We start from the raw sequence: 636 nt of genomic DNA, 5'->3' as shown, positions 1-636 counted from the left end.
AAATGGGTTCCACACAAGATATTCTGCATAATCCGCAGCATCCTTATACGAAGGAACTGCTGGCAGCCTTTGAGCCTGTCGCTCATGCGCGTGCAACAATGGATGAGCAGGAGAGGCAAAGCCCCGCCCCACTTTTGAAGGTCGAGAATATCCTTGCCGGCTATGGTGTGGTGGGAACCGGTGGTGAACCGGCGATGATTGCGGTCGACAATGTCAGTCTTGAACTCTCCCGCGGGCAAAACCTAGGGATTATTGGTGAATCGGGTTGTGGCAAGTCCACGCTTGCGCGGGTGATTGCGGGTATCTTGCCTGCGGCGCGGGGCAAAATACGCTTCGATGGCGAGGACATGCCAAGCGATCTGCGTTATCGTAGTCGCGAGCAATTGCGCCAATTGCAGATTGTCTTTCAATTTGCTGATACCGCACTTAATCCGGCCAAATCGATTGGGGACATTCTCTCCCGCCCATTGAGCTTTTATCACGGTATGGACGGCAAAAGCCGGGAAGCGCGGGTCGACGAACTGCTTGATATGGTGCGGATCCCGCGCACTATGCGCTATCGCAGGCCTGGTGAATTATCCGGTGGTCAAAAGCAGCGCATCAATCTTGCCCGGGCTTTGGCCGCCAATCCCAAGA

General features: G+C 54.9%; 1 protein-coding gene. It reads left to right on the top strand.

Annotated features, from left to right (window positions below):
* The coding region (locus QSJ70_RS27355; RefSeq protein ID WP_285541362.1) for an ATP-binding cassette domain-containing protein at positions 1–636 on the top strand (636 nt) is incomplete at both ends.

Origin of the sequence: Brucella sp. NBRC 12950, from assembly GCF_030268145.1 — a bacterium.
Classification (GTDB): Bacteria; Pseudomonadota; Alphaproteobacteria; order Rhizobiales; family Rhizobiaceae; genus Brucella.
Note: the sequence above shows the minus strand (reverse complement) of the source record. Positions and strands in the feature narration are given on the sequence as shown.